This is a genomic window from Actinoallomurus liliacearum, assembly GCF_039542035.1.
In the GTDB taxonomy this organism is placed as follows: Bacteria; Actinomycetota; Actinomycetes; order Streptosporangiales; family Streptosporangiaceae; genus Actinoallomurus; species Actinoallomurus liliacearum.
Genome location: NZ_BAABHJ010000040.1, coordinates 702,699 through 719,911, shown reverse-complemented (window position 1 = coordinate 719,911; position 17,213 = coordinate 702,699). Strand labels below are relative to the sequence as shown.

Annotated in this window: 21 protein-coding genes; 12 read left to right on the top strand and 9 right to left on the bottom strand. The window is 68.2% G+C overall.

Annotated features, from left to right (window positions below):
• Positions 1-13 precede the first annotated feature (13 nt).
• The 3 genes from ABD978_RS42155 (at position 14) to ABD978_RS42145 (ending at position 1,793) form a co-directional block, all read left to right on the top strand.
• Positions 14-1,108 carry an ABC transporter ATP-binding protein gene (locus tag ABD978_RS42155; RefSeq protein ID WP_345367084.1) on the top strand — a complete coding sequence of 365 codons (1,095 nt, stop codon included), beginning with the start codon at positions 14-16 and terminating at the stop codon, positions 1,106-1,108.
• Positions 1,109-1,210: 102 nt separating this feature from the next.
• The gene (locus ABD978_RS42150) at positions 1,211-1,381 is read left to right on the top strand and encodes a hypothetical protein (RefSeq protein ID WP_345367082.1); all 171 of its coding nucleotides are present in this window, start codon (positions 1,211-1,213) and stop codon (positions 1,379-1,381) included.
• Positions 1,382-1,397: 16 nt separating this feature from the next.
• Complete coding sequence (locus ABD978_RS42145) at positions 1,398-1,793, top strand: hypothetical protein (protein WP_345367080.1); 396 nt, start codon at positions 1,398-1,400, stop codon at positions 1,791-1,793.
• Positions 1,794-1,818: 25 nt separating this feature from the next.
• Here ABD978_RS42145 and ABD978_RS42140 read toward each other — a convergent pair whose 3' ends face one another.
• From ABD978_RS42140 to ABD978_RS42130, 3 genes are all read right to left on the bottom strand, one after another.
• Positions 1,819-3,174: a cytochrome P450 gene (locus ABD978_RS42140; protein ID WP_345367078.1), complete on the bottom strand. Its 1,356-nt coding sequence runs from the start codon at positions 3,172-3,174 to the stop codon at positions 1,819-1,821.
• Positions 3,175-3,355: 181 nt separating this feature from the next.
• Complete coding sequence (locus tag ABD978_RS42135) at positions 3,356-4,330, bottom strand: MBL fold metallo-hydrolase (RefSeq protein WP_345367076.1); 975 nt, start codon at positions 4,328-4,330, stop codon at positions 3,356-3,358.
• Positions 4,331-4,441: 111 nt separating this feature from the next.
• Positions 4,442-5,356 carry a serine hydrolase gene (locus ABD978_RS42130; protein WP_345367074.1) on the bottom strand — a complete coding sequence of 305 codons (915 nt, stop codon included), beginning with the start codon at positions 5,354-5,356 and terminating at the stop codon, positions 4,442-4,444.
• A gap of 69 nt (positions 5,357-5,425) precedes the next feature.
• Here ABD978_RS42130 and ABD978_RS42125 point away from each other — a divergent pair, with 69 nt between their 5' ends.
• Positions 5,426-6,382 (top strand): LysR family transcriptional regulator, encoded by a 957-nt coding sequence (locus ABD978_RS42125; protein WP_345367072.1) that lies wholly within the window; start codon positions 5,426-5,428, stop codon positions 6,380-6,382.
• 4 nt (positions 6,383-6,386) lie between these two features.
• Here ABD978_RS42125 and ABD978_RS42120 read toward each other — a convergent pair whose 3' ends face one another.
• On the bottom strand, positions 6,387-6,812 hold the full coding sequence (locus tag ABD978_RS42120; RefSeq protein WP_345367070.1) for a DUF6210 family protein: 426 nt from the start codon (positions 6,810-6,812) through the stop codon (positions 6,387-6,389).
• Between the two features lie 190 nt (positions 6,813-7,002).
• Here ABD978_RS42120 and ABD978_RS42115 point away from each other — a divergent pair, with 190 nt between their 5' ends.
• The 5 genes from ABD978_RS42115 (at position 7,003) to ABD978_RS42095 (ending at position 9,728) form a co-directional block, all read left to right on the top strand.
• Positions 7,003-7,617 (top strand): YbaB/EbfC family nucleoid-associated protein, encoded by a 615-nt coding sequence (locus tag ABD978_RS42115; protein WP_345367068.1) that lies wholly within the window; start codon positions 7,003-7,005, stop codon positions 7,615-7,617.
• Positions 7,614-7,985, top strand: coding sequence for a hypothetical protein (locus ABD978_RS42110; protein ID WP_345367066.1), 372 nt, complete (start codon positions 7,614-7,616; stop codon positions 7,983-7,985). The genes ABD978_RS42115 and ABD978_RS42110 overlap by 4 nt, the downstream gene beginning before the upstream one ends.
• Before the next feature lie 44 nt (positions 7,986-8,029).
• A complete protein-coding gene (locus ABD978_RS42105; RefSeq protein WP_345367064.1) occupies positions 8,030-8,554 on the top strand; it encodes a hypothetical protein in 525 nt (174 codons plus the stop codon).
• A 313-nt stretch (positions 8,555-8,867) separates the two neighbouring features.
• On the top strand, positions 8,868-9,311 hold the full coding sequence (locus tag ABD978_RS42100) for a hypothetical protein (RefSeq protein WP_345367062.1): 444 nt from the start codon (positions 8,868-8,870) through the stop codon (positions 9,309-9,311).
• Between the two features lie 30 nt (positions 9,312-9,341).
• Positions 9,342-9,728 (top strand): hypothetical protein, encoded by a 387-nt coding sequence (locus tag ABD978_RS42095; RefSeq protein WP_345367060.1) that lies wholly within the window; start codon positions 9,342-9,344, stop codon positions 9,726-9,728.
• 18 nt (positions 9,729-9,746) lie between these two features.
• Here the strand turns inward: ABD978_RS42095 and ABD978_RS42090 are convergent, their stop codons facing one another.
• Positions 9,747-10,682: a quinone oxidoreductase family protein gene (locus ABD978_RS42090; RefSeq protein ID WP_345367058.1), complete on the bottom strand. Its 936-nt coding sequence runs from the start codon at positions 10,680-10,682 to the stop codon at positions 9,747-9,749.
• A 452-nt stretch (positions 10,683-11,134) separates the two neighbouring features.
• Entirely contained in the window at positions 11,135-12,967 is a 1,833-nt protein-coding gene (locus ABD978_RS42085; RefSeq protein ID WP_345367056.1) for an acyl-CoA dehydrogenase, read from the bottom strand.
• A gap of 225 nt (positions 12,968-13,192) precedes the next feature.
• Between ABD978_RS42085 and ABD978_RS42080 the strand changes: the two genes are divergently transcribed.
• Together ABD978_RS42080 and ABD978_RS42075 are read left to right on the top strand one after the other, a co-directional pair.
• Positions 13,193-14,683: a hypothetical protein gene (locus tag ABD978_RS42080; RefSeq protein ID WP_345367054.1), complete on the top strand. Its 1,491-nt coding sequence runs from the start codon at positions 13,193-13,195 to the stop codon at positions 14,681-14,683.
• Positions 14,684-14,698: 15 nt separating this feature from the next.
• Positions 14,699-15,433, top strand: a complete 735-nt coding sequence (locus ABD978_RS42075) for an SDR family oxidoreductase (RefSeq protein ID WP_345367052.1) — start codon at positions 14,699-14,701, stop codon at positions 15,431-15,433.
• 21 nt (positions 15,434-15,454) lie between these two features.
• Here the strand turns inward: ABD978_RS42075 and ABD978_RS42070 are convergent, their stop codons facing one another.
• Genes ABD978_RS42070 through ABD978_RS42060 form a run of 3 tightly spaced genes read right to left on the bottom strand, consistent with a single transcriptional unit; the run spans position 15,455 to position 16,628 of the window.
• A complete protein-coding gene (locus ABD978_RS42070; RefSeq protein ID WP_345367050.1) occupies positions 15,455-16,078 on the bottom strand; it encodes a rhomboid family intramembrane serine protease in 624 nt (207 codons plus the stop codon).
• A gap of 57 nt (positions 16,079-16,135) precedes the next feature.
• Positions 16,136-16,393 (bottom strand): WhiB family transcriptional regulator, encoded by a 258-nt coding sequence (locus ABD978_RS42065; RefSeq protein ID WP_345367048.1) that lies wholly within the window; start codon positions 16,391-16,393, stop codon positions 16,136-16,138.
• Positions 16,350-16,628 carry a hypothetical protein gene (locus tag ABD978_RS42060; protein WP_345367046.1) on the bottom strand — a complete coding sequence of 93 codons (279 nt, stop codon included), beginning with the start codon at positions 16,626-16,628 and terminating at the stop codon, positions 16,350-16,352. The genes ABD978_RS42065 and ABD978_RS42060 overlap by 44 nt, the downstream gene beginning before the upstream one ends.
• A gap of 90 nt (positions 16,629-16,718) precedes the next feature.
• On the opposite strand from ABD978_RS42060, the gene ABD978_RS42055 reads away from it, so the two are divergent.
• Positions 16,719-17,168 (top strand): GNAT family N-acetyltransferase, encoded by a 450-nt coding sequence (locus ABD978_RS42055; protein ID WP_345367044.1) that lies wholly within the window; start codon positions 16,719-16,721, stop codon positions 17,166-17,168.
• Positions 17,169-17,213 lie beyond the last annotated feature (45 nt).

Below are 17,213 nucleotides of genomic sequence, written 5' to 3'. Positions count from 1 at the left end.
CGCCGCGAAGCTGATGAGAGTCGCACTGGAGGCGGTGACGAAGGTCTACGACGGCGACGTACGCGCGCTGGACGACCTCTCACTGGAGATCGCGGACGGGGAGTTCTTCGCGCTGCTCGGCCCGTCCGGCTGCGGCAAGACGACCCTGCTCCGCACGATCGCCGGGCTCGAGACGGCCACGTCCGGCACCGTACGGATCGGCGAGCGCGACGTCACCCGCCTGCCGCCCGGCGACCGGGACGTGGCCATGGTGTTCCAGGACTACGCGCTGTTCCCGCACATGACCGTGGCCGACAACATCGCCTACCCGCTCCGGCTGAAGAAGGTGCCGCGCGCCGAACGCCGGGCGAAGGCGGCCGGCACCGCCGCCGGGCTGTCCCTCGGCCCGTACCTCGATCGCCGCCCGGCGCAGTTGTCCGGCGGGCAGCAGCAGCGCGTCGCGCTCGCGCGGGCGATGGCCGCCCGGCCCACCGTCTTCCTGCTGGACGAGCCGCTGTCCAACCTCGACGCACGCCTCCGCCTGGAGGCCCGGACGTTCCTGAAGAAGCTGCAGCACGACCTCGGCGTCACCACCGTCTTCGTCACCCACGACCAGGCGGAGGCCCTCGCGCTCGCCGACCGCATCGCCGTCATGGAGGACGGGTGCGTCCGCCAGATCGGCACCCCTCGCGAGGTCTTCCAGCGACCCGCGAACATCTTCGTCGCCGGCTTCATCGGCTCGACCCCGATGAACCTCCTCGAGGGCGAGTGCGTGCCCGGAGACGGCGATCCGACGAGCTCGTGGACCGACGAGATCGACGTCGCGGGCCTGCGGCTGCCGGTCCCCGAGGAGGCCACCGGCCTCGTCGGCCCCGGCGACAAGGTCATCGCCGGGTTCCGGCCCGAGTACGTCCAGGAGGCCGCGGACGGCATCGAGGGCCGGGTGGAGATCGTCGAGAACCTCGGCACGACGTCCCTGGTGACGCTGGCGACCTCGGGCCCGAACGTCCAGCTCACCGTTCCTGAGGACCGCGAACCGGCGATCGGCGCGACGATGCGGGTCGCCCCGCGGCCCGGCCGCACCCTCCTCTACCGCGCCGACGACGGCGACCTCATCGAGGACTACTGAATGCATTACCCGATGGCCGAAATCGGACATTCGTCCCAATAGATCAGAGATCTGCTTGAGATAATCGTCCCGACGGGGTCAGTTACGGCGACGGGACGTCCGATGGACCTGAGAAGCGCCGAGGTCGACGACTTAATCTCTCGTACGAGGAACATACTCGAATCCCTCGGGACGGCGGACCCCGGGGACACCCGCGACGCCCGCGACACCCGCGAGGTCGGCGAGTCGCCCGACGGCCGGATCGCTCGACGCGTTACAGCAGGATTTCGATGACAAGGTACAGAGCCTGGTGGAGAAACCGGGCAACGACCTGATCAGCCCGTTGATCTGGGCCGCGCATGACGCGGTCCGCGGAATACTCCAGCAGTGCGTCTCCTCCAACGTGCACGGCATACGCAGCCACGCCGAGAAATGGACCACCCGGCAGCAGCTCCATGACGCCGTCGAGAAAGTGAACATCCAGCAAGCACGCAACTCGCTTGACCATGACTTACTCGTCTATGTCGCGATAGCGATAGACGCCGAAGGTGACGTTCTCGAATCTGCGGACAGATATTATTACGAATGCGAGACGCCGTCCGACGCCGATGAGCTCGGATACACCGTCGCCCGCAGCGGCGACCACGTCTCCTACGAGGAGATGCTGAGAGCGGCCGCCGCACACCTCCGGACACGACAGGCTTGACCGCCCGGTCCCGTACGGCCGCCTCCTACTGACCGCGCCACCAGCCGACCAGGGTGCGCCACCAGCGGGGCCGCTCCGTGTCCGAGAAGTCCGGCCGCTCCGGCATGGCGAGCGGCGCCGGCGGGGCCGGCGGATTCTCCGTCGCCACGGGCACGGGAGCGGGCACCGACACGGGCGGGAAGCGCACCGGGAGCGCGGTCAGCGCACGATGGAACATCCCCGGTCGCCACTGCAGCCCTTCGGGGGGAGGCGCGAGTTCCATGCCGGGGAGCTTGTCGAGGAGCTTCTCGATCGCGGCCGTGGCGATGAGACGTCCGTGGCTCTGCGCCGGGCAGGTGTGCGGCCCCGCGCCCCACGCCAGGTGCGCCCGGTTGCCCGCCCGTACGTCCGACGCCAGCGACGGGTCGGTGTTCGCGGCGGCGAAGCTGACGACGACCGGCTGGTCGGCGGGCAGCCAGACGCCGTCGAGGTCCGTTTCCTTCGGAGGGTAGGTGGCCGCGTAGTTCGCGATGGGCGGGTCCATCCACAGCACCTCGTCCAGCGCGTCCTCGATGGACAGGCTGCCCCCCGACAGGCCGTCCGCGAAGCGATCGTCGGATAGGAGAAGCAACATGGTGTTCGCGATCAGGTTCTGCACGGGCTCGGTCCCGGCTCCGATGAGCGTGACGAGCTGGCTCAGCATCTCCTCGTCCGTCAGCTCCGCCGGGTGGGCCATCAGCCAGGAGGTCACGTCGGGGCCCGGGTTGGCGCGTTTGTAGGCGACCAGCTCCATGATGGCCTCGCCCAGGATCATGTTGAACTTCTCGGCCTCGATGCCTTCGAAGATCCCGCTCATGCCCTGGACCAGCCGATCCCCGATCACCGACGGGCAGCCGAACATCGAGTTGAACACGAGGAGCGGCAGGACGCGGGCGTACTCGGTGATCAGGTCCATCTGGCCGACGTGCGCGAGTCGCGCGATGAGGGAATCGGCGGTGGTCTCGACCCAGCCGCGCAGCACATTGGAGTCCACCTGCGCCAGGCTCGCCGTCACCGCGGACCGCAGCCGGGTGTGGACGGCGCCGTCGGTGAACAGGGCGTTCGGCCGGTAGCCCATCATCGGCAGCAGCGGGCAGTCGGGCGCGACGTTCGCCTGCCAGCGGCGGGGGTCCTTGGGGAACCTGATCGGGTCGCGCAGGACGTCGAGCGCGGCCTGATAGCCGACGACGAGCGTGCCGGGCACGCCGGGCGCCAACTCGACCGGCGCGGCGCCTCCGTGCCGGCGCAGGGCGGCGTAGGTGCCGTGGGGGTCGGCGGCGAATTCCGGCCCGTACAACGGCAGGCGGCCGGAGTGGGCGGGGCATGCCGAGGAAGGTCCGGTGGCGAACTGATCGGGAGTCACGCGGGCTCCTTTTCGAGGGGGTCGGGGAGCCTCTGCCGCGAATCAAGGCGTCCACGGTCGGCCGGACCGGAGTCCGGACGCTCATAACGACGGGACGAAAGAAACGCGGGCAGCGCCAAGGAGCCGAAAGGCTACAGCCGGTGATTCCCAAATTCCAGTGAGATGACCAATTTCGGGCCGCTCAGCCGAATTGGTACGGGGTGAGGTACTCGGGCACGACCACCTTGGTGCGCGGGCTGATCTTCTGTACGGTCGCGATGAAGTCGTCCATGTGCGGCTTCGTGCTCGGGTCGGGCTTCGGCGGGTTGTCCAGCTCCACCTCGAAGTCGTCCCAGTGGACCGGCACGATGACGGAGGGCCGGTTCAGCGCCGTGATGACACGCTCCGCGTAGTCGTAGGTCGAACCGCTCGCCTGCATCGCGATCATGGCTATGTCAGGCGAGAGGCCGGTCACGTTGCGCTCCACGAAGTCGCTCGCGCCCATGAAGAACACCGAGGGGCCGTCCTTCAGGGTCACCTGGAAGTTCAGCGTGTCGCCCTCCGGCAGGTCGCCCACCGTCTTCGGCTTCTCGGGCCGGCTGAGGCGCACACCGGGGAACGCGACCGAGTACGAGGCGTTGCGGCTGTGCAGCGAAGCGACCACCTCGACGGTGTACGCGCCGAAGTCGAGCACCTCACCGCCCTTGACCTGGCTCAGCTGCGAGGACGGAACGTCGCACGCCAGCGCGAGGTTGTAGGTCGTCATGGTGCCGAGGGCCCGCGCACCCGTCTTCTGCGCGATGTACGGGACGTCGTTGAAGTGGTCCCAGTGCGAGTGGGTCACCAGGATCGTCTCCGGCTTGCCGACGTTCTCGTCGATCGTCTCGGTGTCCACCGTCAACTCTGTGGCGGGGTTGAACTTCCCGTCGAACATGCCGGTGGAGTACCGGCTGAGGTACGGGTCGATGAGCAACGTCCGCGCCCCGATGTCGATCCGCCATCCCGCCGTACCGAACCAGCGGAACGTCGCGGCGGTGCTCTTCTTCCTGGCCCGTGGCGCCGCCTGGGCCTGGCCGGTCGTGGATGGTGCGAACACGGACGCCGCCGCCACCGAGGCGACGGTGGCGCCTCCGGCTCCACGCAGAAAAACCCGGCGGCCGACTCGTTGTCCGGACATGCTGATCTCCCCTTTCGGGTCGGCTGAGCGACTGATCAGCGCAGACTCAACCATCAGGCGTCCGCCCACGTCCAAGATCGTCCCGGCTAGCCGTGGATACGCGGACGGATATCAGGCCAGGTCGGCGGCGGTATGACCACGCGCGTCGCTCGACCGAAGCGCCTCCACCGCGATGCGCGCGGCGTCGCCCATCGCCAGGTCCACGTCCAGGCTGCGGGTGCCGAGCCGTTCCGTCCGCGCGAACATCGCGATGGCGTACCGTCCCCCATCGGGGTACTCGGCGACGCCGGCCTCGATGTGCAGGCCCGGCAGCGTCCCCGTTTTGGCGGGCACGCGCACCTCGGACGGGAATCCGGCGGGGAGCCGCGTCCAGAAGATCTGACGTCCCATCAGGTCCCGCACCATCGCGCACGCCGGCGCCGGACCCGCCTCGTCCCGCCAGATCAGGCTCAACAGCCGGGTGATCTCCCGTGCCGTGCTGGAGGTGGTGCGCTCCGGATCCAGCACGCTCAGGCCTCGGACCCGCTCCTCCGAGAGGGTCGCGAAGATGCGGGCGAACTCCGCGTCCGTCCGGGCGCCGACGTCGGCGAACATCGACTCCAGGAGTTCGCGCGGGCCGCCGATCAGCCGCGTGCGCGTCAGGCCCAGCTCCGCCGCCAGCAGGGCCGGGGTGTCCGGCCCGACACGGCGCAGCAGCAGGTCGGCCGCCGTGTTGTCGCTGACCGACATCGTGAAGTACGCCAGATCGCGGAGCGACACCTCGGCGTCGTCCGCGCAGCCGGCCAGCCCCCAGCCGCCGAGCCGGTCCCGGGCCCGTACGACGACGCGCTCAGCGGGGTCGAGTTGCCCGGCGACCACCTGCCGGGCGAACTCGAGCACCAGCAGGATCTTGAAGACCGAGGCGATGACCACCTGCTCGTCGGGGCGCACGCCGATCTGCCGGCCGTCGCGAATATCGACCACGTGAAGGCGGGCGGTCGCCGAGGCCTTGGCGAACGTCTGGGTGATCAGCTCCTCCGTCCGCACTCGCCCACGCTATCGGAGTGGTCGGCCCGGTCCGCGTTCGAGTGATAGCCGACCGCCTATGGTGTCGGCGTGGACCTTTCCCGGCACCTGCGGTACTTCGTCGTCACCGCGGAGGAACTGCACTTCGGCCGTGCCGCGGAGGTCATCGGGATCGCGCAGCCGCCACTGAGCCAGTCGGTCCAGCGGCTGGAGCGCGAGCTCGGAGTCGAGCTGTTCGACCGTTCCCGGCGACAGGTGCGGCTCACGACGGCCGGGCACCTGCTCCTCGACGAAGCGCGCGAGCTCCTGGCCAGGGAGGAACGCCTGCGCACGCTCATGCGGAAGGCGGGTGACGGAGCGCTGGGCGTCCTGCGTGCCGGCGTCCCTCCGGAAACGCCGGCCGTGGCGTTGCAGGCGCTGTCCCGGCGCATCACCGACGAGGTCCCGGAACTCGACGTCGACCTTCAGGAGCTGACCACGGCCGAGCAACTGCGTCTGCTCGCCTCGGCGCAACTCGACGTCGGACTCGTACACCATCCCGTGGACGCCGCCGACCTGCGCTTCGGCCCGACCGTGGAGGTGACGCTGGGCATCGTGCTGCCCCGTACGTCGCCGCTGGCGCGGCTACGCGAGATCGGGCTGTGCGACCTGGCCGGCCACGACCTCGTCCTCGCCCCCCGGGCGACCGCACCGGGTTGGCACGACCATGTGCTCGACGTGTGCCGGGCCGACGGCTTCACGCCCGCGCGCATCCGCCATGCCCGTAATCCGGAGTTCCTGCTCGGCCTGGTACTGAGCGGGCATGGCGTCGCATTCGAGCAGGAGGCACTGGCCCGCCGCGAGCCGCGCGTCGCCTGGCGCCCGCTGGCCGGCGATCCGCTGCGCCGCGGCATGTCCGCCGCCTGGCCCGCCGACACGGCCCATCCGGCCGCACCGAGATTCGGTGCCCTGGCGGAGGCCGTCCTCACCGGCGAGGGCAACCCGGCCACGCCGCCCGCCCCGGACGCGCCGCGCCCGTGGTCGGTGGTCTACACCCCGAACCGCTGATCGATCAGTCGGAGTTGCTCCACATCAGGACGCCTGGTCCGTCCGGTGTCCGGACCGGGATCCACGCCTCGTCCGCCTCGGCGATCCGGGCGTCGTCGAGCCGCAGGTCATGGGGATGGTCGTTGACTCCGTCGCACGCCCAGAAGGTGATGCCCGCGACGATCGGCCGCAACGTGGCGACCTCATCGCCCGACCAGCGGTGATTCCAGGTGCCCGCGCCCCGGAAGTGCCTCACGAACAGCTCTCCCAGCGCGTCCAGCGCGTCCGGCCCGAACACGGGCACCAGGTAGCCCTCGAGCTGACCCTGGCGGCAGGCGGTTCCGCCGTACTGCTGCTGGTAGAAGACCCCGGTCGGCGCCTCGACGACGACATACAGCCACCCGTCGTCCATGCCATCGGGATCAAGAAAGACGAACCGCCGCGCGTTCACCCACTTAGTCTCCCGACAAACCGCCGACCCCTCAACGCCTTTTCTCCACCGTCCCGCGTTCCGGACTCCGGCCGACCGCCGCGCGGTACATGCTCGGCGAAAGACACGGCAGGACAGGACCTGACCGAAATATTGCTGTGCGGACTGTAAGTAATTCATCCGGTTGCCTGTGAACGGCGTATCGAGCAACATGGCCGTACGCCTGCGGCTCTGCCGCGGCTTCACGGGGCCGAGCAACGTGACGGGGTGGATTGCCATGGGTGAGGGTCCGGGTTCACTCGACGAGTTCCTCAACAAGAGCGTCGCCGATCCACCGACGTCCCCGGACGAGATTCGAGCACGCCTGGCCGCACGCGCGCCTCGACGGGAAGACACGCCTGAACCGGCTGATGCCCAGAAGCCGGAAAGCGCCGACGGGACCCGTGACGACCCGAGATACGCCGACACGGATCAGTCGCTCCTCGACACCGGTGAAAGGGATGCGGCAGACGGACCATCGCTGACCGACGTCCTCGCCGAACTCGCCGAACGGGCCGCGCAGTACGCGAAACTGGAAGAGAGGCTGGCGGCTGAACGCTTCGCGAAGAAGTCGCCGGACGGTCTGCTGCGGCTGGTGGTTGCAGGAGACGGCCGCCCCCTATCGCTGGACATCGATCCGAGCGCCGTCAAGGGCCCGGATGGCCATCGACTGGGTGACTACATCGCAGCACTGATCATGGGCGCCCGGCAGCAGGTTGCGACACGCCGGCAGCGGCTTGAAGCCGCGCTCGAACAACGGGCCCCAGTGGGAGGCGATACGGGATGACGCAGCCGGACGACTTCCAGCGCGCCATTCGACGCAACAACGAGCTCCGCGCGGAGTTGCATTCTGCATCCCGCCGAACCGAGCATCTCGTGAACGCGAGCGAGGAACTCCTCGTAAAGCGGGAGCGGATAACCGCGAGCTTGAAAAAATTGGCCGTCAAGGCCCAAATATCTCCAGACCTTGGCGTGGTCACAGTAACGGCCGATCACCGAATAATCATTAATCTCAACCAGGCTAAAGTAGCGGTTTCAGATACATCTAAGCTGGGTGAACGAATTCTTGACGCGCTTTCCAGAGCCGAGACCAAACTCGCCGAAGCCCTAGCCAAAGTCTTCGACGAGACTACCGCATCCCACATCAGTCGATAGATCCAGAGACCCCCTTCGACTACCGCACTGAAAGGAACTCGGCAATGGTTCCCAAGCCGAAAGCGAAAGGGAAGGTATCCGCAAGGCTCGGCGGCGCCCACGCGACCGCAAAACTCTGGTCACTGAAATCCGAGAACATCATCCGCGCCGGAGTCTTTGTGGTGAATATCATGGGGGGATTGACGGCCATTGAGACTGCAAAGAAAATGAAAGGCGACGCCAACGCAGTACTCACCGCTGCCGAAAAGTGGCGCGAAGCCGCACTGAAGCTGAGCGACTGCGAGAATCCACTTTTCCTCGCCTCGAATGCACTCCAATCCGACTGGTCAGGCCCCGCCTACAGCGCATTCGACAAGTTGATGGGAAGGAATATGCAGGTGGCCGGCGGAAACGCTGCCGCACTTCTTGGCGCAGAAATGGCACTTCTTGATCTGTCCGTACAAGTAACGAATACTTACAACTCGGCGGTAGACCTCACCACACTGGCGGCCTCTCGTATCCAACCAGCCTTGGGCTCGGCCTCACCGGCGCAAAGAAGGACGACAAGCCAAGCATCATCGCAGCGCTAACCGACTACATCAACGCGATAAATACGACGGACACGAAACTGAGGTCGGCCGTCGAGAGCCAGAAGGTGGGACTGGCAAAGTTCGCCAATGAGCTGGCAAAACTAAAGCCGCCGGCAGAGATGTCAAGCAGTATCCAGAACCCGAAACGCTGGATCTACCAGTAAGCCTGCATCAGAAAATGAACAAAAGAGCAGTCACATGTTTCGGCTTCCTTGCGCTTGCACTCGCCGGGTGTGCGACGGGCAAGACGCCGACGCCCCGAGGAACAGAGTCATCGCATACGCCAGCCGGCTCGGTCACCGTACCGCCGCCGATGACCATCTATGACGCTCCTGACGCATGCACCATCGTCGACCCAGGAAACATCTCCCGGCTCCATCAATTGGCGTCCGTCAAGCCCAAGAAAGAGAGCCAGCCCTATTTTCAGCAATGCTCGTGGCTGAGTCGCGATGGCAGTGAGGGTACGGCCAGCGTGCGAGTCTCGATATCAGACCTTCGCCCGCGCGAACCGAACGCCAAATTCCCAAGCCTTCCCGGCAGCGGAAACTGCCCCGAAAAGGTGACAACCACTGTCGGCACTTTCTGCCAAGAGCGCGATCGACAGAATATCGATATCATGCACGGAAATCTCCATGTGCTCATCTATTGGGGTACAACCAGGCTTTCCCGAACGACACCAGAGCAGAGCCGCATCAGCCAAGCAGGTCCGGTGACCAGGCAGCTAGCCGAACAGGCTCTCAAGAATATGCCCGGCTGACTTAGATTAAGAATAAGGAGAGACGGCACAATGTCGCCGAACCTCAAGTTCCAGGCAAGCCAAATCCGCAAGAGTGGCGACAATATAAATGATGCAGTGAACTTTTGGTCAGAGGCGCCAGCGATCCTTGACACCGCTTACCTGCCAGAGAACTGTTTCGGTGAAATCGGCGAGGAGTTGGGACTTCGCCAGGAGTACGAGAAGTCCCGCGCCCAGACGATCCTAAAGCTGAACGATGACACGATCACACTCATACAGAACCGGGAGGCCGTGTACACGACGGCCGATCGATATGAGCACGCCGAGGTGAAAAGTACTCACGAGGTCCAGAAGGCAGGCCTCAGCCACCGGCCAGAGGTCGGGAATGAAAGGGACGACTACGAGTCCCGCTACGGCTGGGCACGGGACGACTCATGACGCCTCCTGCGTCCGCAGTCACCCGCCGGACGGCACCTGGCCGATCCGGTCGCCGACCCGCAGCACGACCTTGCCTTTCGTGCGGCGGGCCGCCACGTCTTCGAATGCTCGGCGCGCTTCGCTGAGGGGGTACTCGGAGCCGACGACCGGGCGGAGCCGGCCCTGTGCGGTCAGGGCGAGTAGTTCCCGGAGTGGCTCGTGGTAGGCGCCGGGCAGGGTGAGTGCCGGGCGTAGCCAGAAGGCCGACACGGACAGGTTGCGTTCGGCGAGCGATCCGGGGTCGATGGGCGGGCGGCCTTCGCGGGACGCGTCGCCGTAGCTCACCAGGCGGCCGAACTGCGCGAGAGCGTCGAGGCCGGCGGCGATGGCAGGTCCGCCGTTCGCGTCGAGGACGATGTCCACCGGTCGGCCGTCATTCGCCTCCCGGACGCGTTCGGGATAGCCGTCGGGGTCGCTGTCCACCGCGGCATCGGCGCCGAGTTCGAGTGCGAGAGCCCGCTTGTCAGCGGACGAGGCCGTCGCTATGACACGGGACGCGCCGAACTCGCGGGCCAGTTGCACCGCGAGCGTCCCGACTCCGCCGGCCGCGGCGTTCACGGCCACGGACTCGCCTGCTGCGATCCGCGCCGATGAACGCAGCAGGTGCCAGGCGGTCAGTCCTTGGACCAGCAGGGCGAGCGCCGCCCCATCGGCCACCTCGTCCGGTACCTCGACCACCTCGGCGGCGTCCAGGAGCGTGTGCTCGGCGAAGCCGCCCCCGTCGAAGGTGAAACCCATGACCCGGCGGCCGTCCGTCGCCGAGCCGATGACCTCACTGCCGGGGATGAAGGGAAGCTCCACACCACCCGAGTACGTGCCCGCCGCACGCAGGATGTCGGCGTAGTTGACGCCCGCCGCCGTGACTCGCACGGACAACTGGCCCGTCTGGGGCACCGGCTCGGAAATTTCGGACACCGTGAGAACCTCGGGCCCTCCGAACCGCGTGAAGCGAATCGCACGCACATGGCCATCCAACCAGGAACATCGGACAGCGATTCCGCCATCGGCTCGCTGACGACCGGGGGCACCTCTGATCACTGGCGTCTGCTGCGTCCTATCGACACCGATCACCAGGGATCACGCCCTTGGACGGCTGTGTTCCCCGCGCCGCCCCGTCTCGGCGTACCGAAAGCTCGGCAACAGGCGTCGGATGCGCATTGTGGGGCTTCTGTCCGGAGGGTGGGCTCGCGTCTGCCGTGTCTTTCAGTCCGGCCTGGACGTTCCGGCGAACCCGGCATGTATTACTTTGCGCGTTTCGGCCTTCTCGCAGGAAGGTGGCCTGGTGGCCGGTCGTACCTGCGAAGCGGAGGTCCCGCCGCCGATTCGATCGGCGGCGGGACCTCTGAGCGCACGTCAGGTGGTCTGGGTCAGAAGGCCTCTTCGGGGAGGTCCATCAGGTCGGCCGTGGTGGCCTCGGTGATCGCGCGCTCGGCGGCGAGCTTCGGCAGCTGGGTCGCGCAGAAGAACTGGGCGGCCGCGATCTTGCCGGTGTAGAACGCCTTGTCGGCCTCGGAGACCTCGCCGCCCAGCTTGGTGAGCGCGACCTCCGCCTGACGGCAGAGCAGCCAGGCGATGACGACGTCGCCGAGGGCCATGAGGAGGCGGGTCGTGTTGAGGCCGACCTTGTAGATCTCCTCCGACCGCTCCATCGAGCCGAGCGCCCAGCCGATCATCGGGTTGAGGATGCCCTGGGCGTCCTCGAGGGCCTTGCCGAGCAGGGCCCGCTCCTTCTTGAGCCGGCCGTTGCCCGCCTCGCTCTCCACGAACTCCTTGATCTGCCCGGCGAGGTGCTGCAGCGCCTCGCCGTTGTCCCGGAGGATCTTGCGGAAGAAGAAGTCCATGCCCTGGATCGCCGTGGTGCCCTCGTACAGAGAGTCGATCTTGGCGTCCCGGATGTACTGCTCGATCGGGTAGTCCTGCAGGAAGCCGGAGCCGCCGAGGGTCTGCAGCGACTGGGTCAGCACCTCGTACGCCCGCTCGGAGCCGACGCCCTTGACGATGGGCAGCAGCAGGTCGTTGACCTTCTCGGCGAGCTTGTCCGGCTCACCGGCGGCCTCGGCGAGCTGCACCTTGTCCTGGTACGTCGCCGTGTAGAGGACGAGCGCCCGCATGCCCTCGGCGTAGGCCTTCTGCAGCATGAGCAGGCGGCGTACGTCGGGGTGGTGGGTGATGGTGACGCGCGGCGCGGCCTTGTCGGCCATCTTGGTCAGGTCGGCGCCCTGGACGCGTTCCTTGGCGTACTCCAGCGCGTTGAGGTAGCCGGTGGACAGCGTCGAGATCGCCTTCGTGCCGACCATCATGCGGGCCTGCTCGATGATCAGGAACATCTGCTTGATGCCCTCGTGGACGTCGCCCACGAGGTAGCCGACGGCCGGGTGCTTCTCGCCGAAGGTGAGCTCGCAGGTCGTGGAGACCTTGAGGCCCATCTTCTTCTCGACGTTGGTGACGTAGGCGCCGTTGCGCTCGCCGAGCTCACCGGTCTCGACGTCGACGAGGTACTTCGGCACGATGAACATCGACAGGCCCTTGGTGCCCGGCTTGGCGCCCTCGGGGCGGGCCAGCACGTAGTGCAGGATGTTGTCGGCCATGTCGTGCTCGGCGCTGGTGATGAAGCGCTTGACGCCCTCGATGTGCCAGGTGCCGTCGGGCTGCTGGATCGCCTTCGTACGGCCGGCGCCCACGTCGGAGCCCGCGTCGGGCTCGGTCAGCACCATGGTCGAGCCCCAGTGCTTCTCGACCGCCATCTCGGCGAGCCTCTTCTGCTCCGGCGTGCCGATGCGCCACAGGAGCTGGGCGAAGCTCGGGCCGCTGGAGAACATCCAGATGGCCGGGTTCGCGCCGAGGATGAGCTCCGCGACGGCCCAGTGCAGGCTGCGGGGGGCGTTCATGCCGCCGAGTTCGGTCGGCAGCTCGAGGCGCCACCACTCGGCGTCGTTGAAGTAGGCCCGGAAGGACTTCTTGAAACTCTCGGGCATCGTGACCGAGTGCGTCTCGGGGTCGAACACGGGCGGGTGCCGGTCCGCGTCCTCGAAGGACTCGGCGAGCACGCCGGTGGCGAGGCGGTTCACCTCGTCCAGGACGCTGCGCGCGGTGTCCTCGTCGACCTCGCCGAACGGCCCGGTGCCCAGGATCTCCTGACGGCCGAGGACCTCGAAGAGGTTGAACTCGATGTCACGCAGGTTGCTCTTGTAGTGCCCCATGAACACCCCGTTGCTCTCGGGCGGGCGGATCGCACCCGGGTTACGTACCAGTCAGTAACACCTGATGCTACCCGTGGGTAACTGAACAGACAACTGTGCGCCGAAATATGGGTGTTCGGCGGCGAATGGGCGATCACGGCTTGCCCGAGCCGCCCCCTTCCCTACCGGGCGACGTATGACATTCGCCGCAGCCTTGATGATCAATCGGGCCTACGATGACCGTCTGTGGCCGATCGGTGGAATGCCGTCCGCACCTGGCGGGACGGTGAGCGACGACTGCGGCTGACCCGCTCCGAACGGCGGCTCTGGGACGCGTACCCGACGGGCGCGCTCGTGTCGCTCGGCGACGAACGGCCGCCCGCCACCGGCTCCCCGGACCGTACGATCCGGGCCGAGGTGATCTCCGCGCTGCTGCTCGGCGCGTGCGAGCCCGCGCCCGGGCACGTGCCCGCCGTACGCCTCCGCGGCGCCCGCGTCACCGGCGTGCTGAACGTCTCCGGCGGCGCGGTCGGCTGCGAGCTCCGGCTCGAGCACTGCGTCCTCGAGGAACGACCGGACTTCTCCAACGCCCGCGCCCGGCAGATGCGCCTGAACGGCTGCTCCTTCCCCGGGTTCGACGGCGGCGGCCTCCAGGCGGACGGCTACCTAAGCCTGTCCGAGTCGCTGATCGAGGGCGAGGTACGGCTGACGCGGGCGGCGCTGTCCGGCGGGTTCCGGATGAACAACGTGCGCCTGCGCAACCCCGGCGGATACGCCCTGTACGCGGGCCTGCTCACCGTCGACGCCGGCGCGTACATCCGCAACTCCGACATCACCGGCGAGGTGCGCCTCACCGGCTCCCGCATGACGGGCGGCCTGTTCCTGTTCGGGACGACGGTGCGCGACGGCGCCTGCGCCCTGGACGGCGACAACATGATCGTCCAGGACCGTATGGAGTGCAGCGCGGGCTTCACCGCCGAGGGCCCGGTACGCCTGCGCGGCGCACGGATCGACGGCACCCTCTCGTTCGACCAGGGCGCGATCCGCGCCCCCGGCCGGCGCGCCCTCCACCTGAGCCACGCCGACGTCAAGGAACTGATCCTCGTCCCCCGCGAGCCGATCCAGGGCGAGGTGACGCTGGGGTACTCGCGCATCGACGTCATCCTGGACCGGCCCGACGTCTGGCCCGAGCAACTGCGACTCAACGGCCTGGTGTACGAGACGCTGCGCGGGGAGCCGGAGGAGGGCCAGCGGCTCGACTGGATCTCCCGGGACCCCCATGGGTTCCGCCCGCAGCCGTACGAGCAGCTCGCCGTCTGGCTGCGCCGGATCGGCCGGGAGGACCTGGCCCGCAAGTGCCAGCTCGCCAAGCAGCGGGCCCGGCGGCGGCACCTCGGGCCGATCGGCCGCGCGTGGGGCGTCCTGCTCGACTGGACGGTCGGGTACGGCTACCGGCCCTGGATCGCCGCCTTGTGGCTGGCGGTGCTGGTCGCCGTCGGCACCATCGTGTTCAGCGTCGACCACCCGCGTACGATCAAGCAGCCGGACGAGCGGCCGCACTTCCACGCGCTGATCTACACGCTCGACCTGATGCTGCCGATCGAGACGTTCGGGCAGCGCACCGCCTGGGACCCGGTCGGCTGGTCCCGCTGGCTCGCCTGGTCCCTGACCGGCACCGGCTGGATCCTGGCCACCGCGCTGATCTCCGGCGTCGCCCGTGTGCTGCGTCCCTCCTGAGGATCGCGGGGAAGAATGAGGTTCGTGGGAACCTACCTGATCACCGGGGCCACGGGCGGCATCGGCTCGGCCGTCGCCGAGCTGCTGTACGACGCCGGGCACTCGCTCATCCTCGTCGGGCGCTCCGCCGAGCGGCTGGAGGAGACCGCCATGCGGCTCGTCTCCCCGACCCCGCTGGCCGTCGAGCCGACGGCCCACCCGACGGGCGAGGAGCGCGTATGGACCCTGGAGCTGGACCTGTCCGACCCCCTGCGGATCGAGGCGTCGCTCGCCGGCGCCGACCTGCCCGCGCTGGACGGGGTCGTCCACAGTGCGGGCGTGGTCGAGCTGGGCACCGTCGCGGAGGCGCCGCCGGGCACCTGGGTCGAGCAGCTCCTGGTGAACGCGGCGGCCCCCGCCGAGCTGACCCGCCTGCTGCTGCCGCTGCTGCGCACGGCGCGCGGCCACGTCGTCTTCGTCAACTCGGGCTCGGGGCTGCGCGCCCGGGGCGGGTGGGCCGCGTACGCCGCGAGCAAGCACGCGCTGCGGGCCCTCGCCGACGCGCTCCGCGACGAGGAGCCGGAGATCCGGGTCACGTCGGTCTATCCGGGCCGTACGGCGAGCGAGATGCAGCGCAAGGTCCGCGACCAGGAGGGCGAGGCGTACGACCCGGCGGACTACATGTCGGCCCGGACCGTCGCCACGGTGATCGTGAACACGCTGGCCACCCCGCGCGACGCGACCGTCACCGACGTCAGCGTGCGCGGCTGACCCGGCCCCGGGAGGACGGCGTCAGGCGGGTGGCAGCGCCGCCGGTGCGGTGCGGCGGCGGGTCAGGCGGGCGGCGAGTATCCCGCCGATCAGCCCGAACAGGTGCGCCTGCCAGGAGATGCCCGGCTGCCCGGGCAGCACACCGAAGATCATCGTGCCGTACACCAGGGCGATGACGACGCCGAGGAGGATGTCCAGGACGCGGCGTTCGAAGAAGCCGCGCGCCAGCAGGTAACCGAAGTAGCCGAAGATCAGACCGCTCGCGCCGACGGTCACGACGTTCGAGGCGGCCAGGAACCACACGCCGAGACCGCTGACGACCATGACGATCACGCTGACGGCGATGAAGCGGCCCAGGCCGCGCAGCGCCGTCAGGAAGCCGAAGATCGCCAGCGGTACCGAGTTGGCCATGATGTGGTCGAGGTTGGCGTGCAGGAACGGCGCCGTGAAGATGTGCCACAGGGAGTGCACGTTGTGCGGCTGGATGCCGTACTCCCGGGTGAGGTCACCGCCGTAGTTCGCGACCTCCACCGCCCAGCAGGCGCCGAGCAGCAGAACGGTGATGATCAGCGCGCCGACCGCGCGCGAGGCGTGGTGGACGAGTCCGTCGCGGGGGGACCGCGCGGTGATCGAGGGGTCGGCCATAGCGCAACCGTACGTCGCGGACCGTCGGGGTGAAATAAGAAACCGCGGGCGCGGGCCTCAGTGCCAGGCGGGCGCCGCGGGCAGCGGCTTCAGGCGCAGGTAGCGGCGCTCGTCGGGGGTGGTTCCGCCCCAGATGCCGGCCGACTCGCCCGCGCGCAGCGCCCAGGCCAGGCAGTCCGACGCCACGGGACAGCTCGCGCATACCTGCTTGGCCTCGGCCACCTGGTCCAGGGCCGGGCCGCTGGCGCTGACCGGGAAGAACAGCTCGGGGTCAGCGCTTTGGCAGGCCGCGAGATCCGTCCAGTGTTCGATCATACGATGCCTCCAGGTCGAACAAGGCCGCGAGGGTCTCGGGGTGCGCCTCGGCGCGTCTCGGGACCGGCAGCAGCCGATCGATGATCTGCCGGAGCGCGGTCTCGACGACGCCGAGGTGGTCCTCCGCGAGCGAGGGGACGCGGCGGGCCAACCGGGTGAGCTCGTCCTCGACCAGCTCCTGACAGTGGCGGTCCAGGAGCCGGGCGGGAGCATCCATCGTCGACGGTGCGGTCACGCCGCCTCCTGAAGCGCTATTGACGAATCGTAGTACTACCAACTGTAGTACTACGCCTAGTCGTGTCAATTCTCGCTAAAGTTTTGGACCGTGCCCACCGATGTGACCTTTCGCGACGCCACCAGAGACGACGTACCGGCGATTGTCGCGCTGCTCGCCGACGACGCGATCGGCGCGGGCCGGGAGGGCGACATCGACGCCTACTGGGCCGCCTTCGCCGACATCGACGCCGATCCGCGCAACCGCCTGATCGTGGCGGAGGTCGACGGCGAGGTCGCCGGCACGCTGCAGCTCACCTTCATTCCCGGGCTCAGCCGGATGGGCACCGAACGCGCCCAGATCGAGGCGGTCCGCGTCGGCAGCGCCCACCGGGGCCGAGGCCTCGGTCACCGGTTGATCGACTGGGCGATCGACGAGGCGCGGCGGCGGGGCTGCGGCCTCGTCCAGTTGACCTCGGACAAGCGCCGCACGGACGCCATCCGCTTCTATGAGTCCCTCGGTTTCGAAGCGACCCACGAGGGCATGAAGCTGCCGCTCTGACGCCTCCCGGTAAACCTTGATCGACTTCTGGGCGTCCTGACAGCG

Excerpts from the sequence above, each read along its gene's own strand:
- ABD978_RS42155 (WP_345367084.1), top strand. The coding sequence starts at position 14 with ATGAGAGTCGCACTGGAGGCGGTGACGAAGGTCTACGACGGCGACGTA.
- ABD978_RS42150 (WP_345367082.1), top strand. The coding sequence starts at position 1,211 with ATGGACCTGAGAAGCGCCGAGGTCGACGACTTAATCTCTCGTACGAGG.
- ABD978_RS42135 (WP_345367076.1), bottom strand. The coding sequence starts at position 4,330 with ATGTCCGGACAACGAGTCGGCCGCCGGGTTTTTCTGCGTGGAGCCGGA.
- ABD978_RS42115 (WP_345367068.1), top strand. The coding sequence starts at position 7,003 with ATGGCCGTACGCCTGCGGCTCTGCCGCGGCTTCACGGGGCCGAGCAAC.
- ABD978_RS42110 (WP_345367066.1), top strand. The coding sequence starts at position 7,614 with ATGACGCAGCCGGACGACTTCCAGCGCGCCATTCGACGCAACAACGAG.
- ABD978_RS42105 (WP_345367064.1), top strand. The coding sequence starts at position 8,030 with ATGGTTCCCAAGCCGAAAGCGAAAGGGAAGGTATCCGCAAGGCTCGGC.
- ABD978_RS42100 (WP_345367062.1), top strand. The coding sequence starts at position 8,868 with ATGACCATCTATGACGCTCCTGACGCATGCACCATCGTCGACCCAGGA.
- ABD978_RS42095 (WP_345367060.1), top strand. The coding sequence starts at position 9,342 with ATGTCGCCGAACCTCAAGTTCCAGGCAAGCCAAATCCGCAAGAGTGGC.
- ABD978_RS42085 (WP_345367056.1), bottom strand. The coding sequence starts at position 12,967 with ATGGGGCACTACAAGAGCAACCTGCGTGACATCGAGTTCAACCTCTTC.
- ABD978_RS42075 (WP_345367052.1), top strand. The coding sequence starts at position 14,699 with ATGAGGTTCGTGGGAACCTACCTGATCACCGGGGCCACGGGCGGCATC.
- ABD978_RS42070 (WP_345367050.1), bottom strand. The coding sequence starts at position 16,078 with ATGGCCGACCCCTCGATCACCGCGCGGTCCCCCCGCGACGGACTCGTC.
- ABD978_RS42065 (WP_345367048.1), bottom strand. The coding sequence starts at position 16,393 with ATGATCGAACACTGGACGGATCTCGCGGCCTGCCAAAGCGCTGACCCC.